Source organism: Phaeobacter sp. CAU 1743 (assembly GCF_039839315.1).
Classification (GTDB): Bacteria; Pseudomonadota; Alphaproteobacteria; order Rhodobacterales; family Rhodobacteraceae; genus Phycobacter; species Phycobacter gallaeciensis_A.
On sequence record NZ_JBDOQR010000140.1, the window covers coordinates 1 to 4,383 of the forward strand.

Annotated in this window: 5 protein-coding genes and 2 pseudogenes; all 7 read right to left on the reverse strand. The window is 49.7% G+C overall.

Annotated elements, in window-relative coordinates; translation table 11 throughout:
- Positions 1–133: 133 nt before the first annotated feature.
- A pseudogene (locus tag AAFO90_RS24080) lies at positions 134–409 on the reverse strand (transposase family protein); the annotation flags it as partial.
- A gap of 73 nt (positions 410–482) precedes the next feature.
- Positions 483–818 (reverse strand): H-NS histone family protein, encoded by a 336-nt coding sequence (locus AAFO90_RS24085; RefSeq protein ID WP_347511078.1) that lies wholly within the window; start codon positions 816–818, stop codon positions 483–485.
- Between the two features lie 15 nt (positions 819–833).
- The gene (locus tag AAFO90_RS24090; protein WP_347511079.1) at positions 834–1,511 is read right to left on the reverse strand and encodes a trypsin-like peptidase domain-containing protein; all 678 of its coding nucleotides are present in this window, start codon (positions 1,509–1,511) and stop codon (positions 834–836) included.
- A gap of 265 nt (positions 1,512–1,776) precedes the next feature.
- Positions 1,777–2,019, reverse strand: a pseudogene (locus AAFO90_RS24095) (transposase); the annotation flags it as partial.
- A 21-nt stretch (positions 2,020–2,040) separates the two neighbouring features.
- Positions 2,041–2,493, reverse strand: coding sequence for a hypothetical protein (locus AAFO90_RS24100; RefSeq protein ID WP_347511080.1), 453 nt, complete (start codon positions 2,491–2,493; stop codon positions 2,041–2,043).
- Positions 2,494–2,540: 47 nt separating this feature from the next.
- On the reverse strand, positions 2,541–3,200 hold the full coding sequence (locus AAFO90_RS24105; protein WP_347511081.1) for a response regulator transcription factor: 660 nt from the start codon (positions 3,198–3,200) through the stop codon (positions 2,541–2,543).
- A gap of 846 nt (positions 3,201–4,046) precedes the next feature.
- On the reverse strand, positions 4,047–4,383 hold a 337-nt coding region (locus AAFO90_RS24110; RefSeq protein ID WP_347511082.1), incomplete at its 5' end, for an IS3 family transposase.

The following is a 4,383-nucleotide window of genomic DNA, read 5'->3' on the forward strand; positions in this document are numbered from 1 at the left end:
GCGCCATAACGTGCCACAACAGGATTCTCGCCAAAATCTGACCCTCCACACACGGAAAGCCCTTATTTCATTGAAGTCCGCATTGCCAAACCGGGCTCAAATCCATCGCGAAGTGTCGAAGTTGGGGCGTCCGGTTCTTGGCCTGCCCACGATAGGTGGTTTTCACATAACCGAACCGGCACTTAAGGATCCGGAAAGAATGCTCAACCTTGGCTCGCACCTTCGCGATGATCCTGTTGATCTGTGCGTCGAACTCGTCCAACGCACCGCCCTTGGGGGCTTTGCGCACAACACCCCAGAAAGAATCGCGGTTCTTCTTCGTGAACGCGGGCTGCCGTTCGGCGTGGACGTAGCCCTTATTGCCCCAGACGGATGTTTCCTTGCCGCGCAGTAGCTCGTCCCGGATCTGGCCGCTTGCACCTCTATCGTGCGCCAAAACCCTAGCACATCACGCCCTGACGGGCAGATTCTTCAGAGAGCCCTTAATTTTGATTTTCGATACGAAGTTGATCTATTGTGTAACCTCGAGACAGTAAATCGTTAAACCACAGGGGTTTGCGTCCGCGATTTCCGCATATCTGGTCTGGATTTTCAGGGTTTCTGTATACTGGCTCAATTGCAAAATAATTCCTCTGAGGCATCTGAGGTCCTATTACATCTGAAAGAGATGAAAACCCAAGATCTTTAGCCACTGCAGTCATTTTCGCAATGGCCACCTTTCGCTGCCGATTCTGGTAGCTAATTATCGCCTTTTTCACTTCTCTCTGTATAGCCTCAAGCTCTTGAAGAGACAGATCTTCAAAATCTATGTGTGTCATACTTGTTCTCCTGAGTCATACTGGTCCAACGCCAACCGCTAAGGCTACTGCCTTATTTCCCCACATCGCCTTAGCGACAATAATCGCCACCAATTCAGTCGCGCCATTTCGCCCTACCTGGTAAACCGGAGCGCCGGACGCACCGAAGTCTACGGGGCAATCCAAAACCAAGACACGTTTTTTTCTATTAAGCAAGCTACAGTGAGCGTCAATCAATTTCAAATGCTTTTTTCTAGGCTCATAATAAGTCGTGAATAAACTGTCGCCCAGACGCGAGGGCATCTCAGAAAGTTGTGGAAGGGGAAGAGATTTCAGGGTCGAGTCAGCCAATGTCAAAAGCGCAACATCGGAGTTGAAATTTTCAATTGTTCTCGAGACGCCGTCGAACCCGGAACGTATCTCAGAGTCCGACACACTTACTATAAGCGGCGCAACACGCACATCACTCACAACACTTATTTTTTTTACGTCTACGAGGCTTTTGCCATCATCCTTATACAAACAATGAGCGGCAGTTATTACTCTGCGTTCAGCAATTTGTACGCCTGTGCATAAAGCCCCTGGGAGGTAGATATTCACCAATCCGAGAGGTGTCGGTCTGGAGAACGAGCGCGATACATAAGGGTTGCTATTTGCAGATCCGCTCATAACTGCAAGCGCTGCTAGAACAAGCAACAAATTAAATACACGCAAGTCAGCACACTCTTCTATATTTTCGTAGCCGCTATTTACTTCAGGAATTACTCGCACCCTTGAGGTAAATGTCGATTCCTACCTTTAACGTGCCAGCTTCTTTACCCACACCCGAAAGCCGAATGACCCTTTTCAGAGTTCACACATCGGCAAAGCTTTCTTGTGTTGATGAGCTCCTTGCGTAACGCGTATCTATCATTTCTGGTGCTTTGCAATCGCCTGCATTTCCTTCTGGGGATTCTTCGCATGAAAGCTCCACCATCCGTAGCGCGCGCTCTATTTTTTCCCAAAGTCCAGCCATAGTCCAACGCCTATACTGTTGATAGACGGTCATCCATTTTCCGTATTGTTCCGGTAGGTTACGCCATGTATCACCTGTCCGCATGACCCAAAAGATTCCATCGAGAGTACGTCGATAATCAGTTGGCTTACGACCATGCGGGGCTCGCACTTCCCACAGAAACGGTTCATAAAAGGCCCACTCTTCATCGGTCATCAGTTCAAACATAGTTTCAGCCTTTTCTAGGTTTCACGAACTTTGAAAAACGGTCACAGGGGCCGGGTTCGTACTGTTCGGGAGAGTTATTTCGCTGTCCATCTTTCGCGCGATGCACGATGAAGTTGCTTGGGCGATCGAGAACTCAATAGAATACGGATCATCAAAACCAAAGAGCGGCGCCACGCCACCAGGAAAGTGACCAAGCTTCCCCTGGGGCGTTAGTTGGTCGGAATAAAACAGTATTGTCGGCACGGGCGGTCCATCACACTTTAGAGTGTCCAAGAGGCTGTCGACTTGTTGATTTCCCCCGATGCCATTTACATCGACAAACAAAAGAGAGCCCGCATCACGCCAATACGAACGCGTGCTAAACGTCAGATCCGTATATATTATTTGCATACCTCTACTCATGAAGTACTCAAATACACGAGAAGTCGCGTCATTAATGCGGCCTAGATACACAACCGTAGTCAATTCATCCATGTCGCTCTCCACGGGTTAAGTTTCTGGGTCTTCTCTGTTTGGAAGCTTTACGCGTGGATGATAGAATCATGAAGGCCTGCTTCCCGAATCGCGAATGCGACCTGTGTCCGGTTCGTTGCCTTCATCTTTTTGAATATTGAGCGAAGATGCATTTTTACGGTTGGCTCAGACATCTGTAGCTCATATGCGATCACCTTGTTTGACATGCCTTTGCTAACAAGACACGCGATGGACTGCTCTTTCGGAGTGAGGCGCCACGGATTGTCCATCCCATCCTCGCGTACGATCAATTCCGTCGGTATGTACATTCCGCCACTGATGATGAGATCAATGACGGATTTGAAACTGTTCAAATGAGTGGTTTTAGGGACATAACCTGACACACCTACCTTGAGCGCATCTTTGACAAACTGGTAGGTTAACCCGGAAGACATCAACGCCACCGGCGTTTCTTTTGCGGATTGGCACACTTCACTTATTGATTGAAGGCCCGCCATTCCTGGCATATTTACGTCCAACAGAATAATATCAAACCTATCTGGACCGTGTTGATCTATCAGATCCAATAGGCCGCTTTTGTCATAGGTTTCGTATACGAAATAGCCGTGGGTTTCGAATACGGCGGCGAGGGCATCGCACAGAACCACATGATCATCACAGATTAAAACAGTTTTTTGTTCCGCGCCCACTGATGTTTGCATCACCATCTGACCCTTTTTTTTACTTTTGGTCACAAAAATAAATGATATTGCTGTTCGCGATACTAGACAATCTAACCTTAAGAGTACTTACTAGTACCGAAAGGATGGATTTTATTTCTTGAATGTCTCGTCGACTCGCCTAAAGAGATGCGAGCGGAGCCCGAACCGATGCTGGGTAGGTGAAGGAATATTGCGCGGCTTTGTTGGCTCGTTCTTCGCCAAGCCTACAAGGGATCTGCCATTTTAGGTATTTTGTTGCACAATATCAGTTACTTGCGAAAATATTGTTACGCCGGCTTTCGTAAACCAAAGATCATTTCGGTGATCAAAGAGCAAGAAGCGTGATGCCGGCAACGGTGGTTTGCCACAGACATGACCTGCATTTGGCGAATTGTCACAAGCTGAAGTCCAAGTCCAGCGACATGTAAGCGTCCGAGGCTGGGATACAGAATGTGCAGCAGGATGAAAACGCCAAGCTAAAATATACGCTGCGAGCCGACGTCACCAAGACCTGCTTCTACGATCCCGAGAACAACCGCTCCTATGCGAGGAGCACTAAATGGTTCATGGCGATGGCCGCTTCCCCCCCCACCTGTTCTGCCGTCTCACAAAAGCCCATTTACTTATGCTCGATGACTGGGCGCCGGATCGGCTTGCCGCACTGCACCACCGCGATCTTATGGAGATCGTCCAAGAACGCGACGGCCGCGGCTCAACCAGGATCACCTGGCCTGCTGCCGGTTTCGTGGACGGCTATAGCTCGCTCCTCGAGCGTGATAGGGCTTAGGTACCCGACGGCCGAGTGCCGACGCTTTGGACCTGTCGCGCTTTTGTGCCGCCCCAAGTGCTCGTTTAAGCCACCTTGCGTTCGAAAGCGACCGGGCTTTTCCAACCCAATGCTGAGTGTCGGCGGCGCGGATTGTAAAAGCCGTTTATGTATTCGAAGATTGCCATCTCAGCCTTGCGTCGTGTCTCCCAAGGATGCCGCCAGATCAGCTCTGCCTTGATCGTCTTGAAGAACGTCTCAACAGCCGCATTATCGTAGCAATTACCTTTGCCAGGAGTGTCCCAACGATTGGTGTAATTTCCGCCGTTAGCGCGGGCTGAGCGGAGCCTTTTCGTAGCGAAGCGAGGCCCGCGCGGGCCGCTTGGCGGCCACGGTTGTTCTTCGGCTAAAGTTTGGTTTGCC

What these genes read in the sequence shown, in the direction of transcription:
- AAFO90_RS24085 (WP_347511078.1), bottom strand. Translation starts at nt 818, where the DNA reads ATGACACACATAGATTTTGAAGATCTGTCTCTTCAAGAGCTTGAGGCT.
- AAFO90_RS24100 (WP_347511080.1), bottom strand. Translation starts at nt 2,493, where the DNA reads ATGGATGAATTGACTACGGTTGTGTATCTAGGCCGCATTAATGACGCG.
- AAFO90_RS24105 (WP_347511081.1), bottom strand. Translation starts at nt 3,200, where the DNA reads ATGGTGATGCAAACATCAGTGGGCGCGGAACAAAAAACTGTTTTAATC.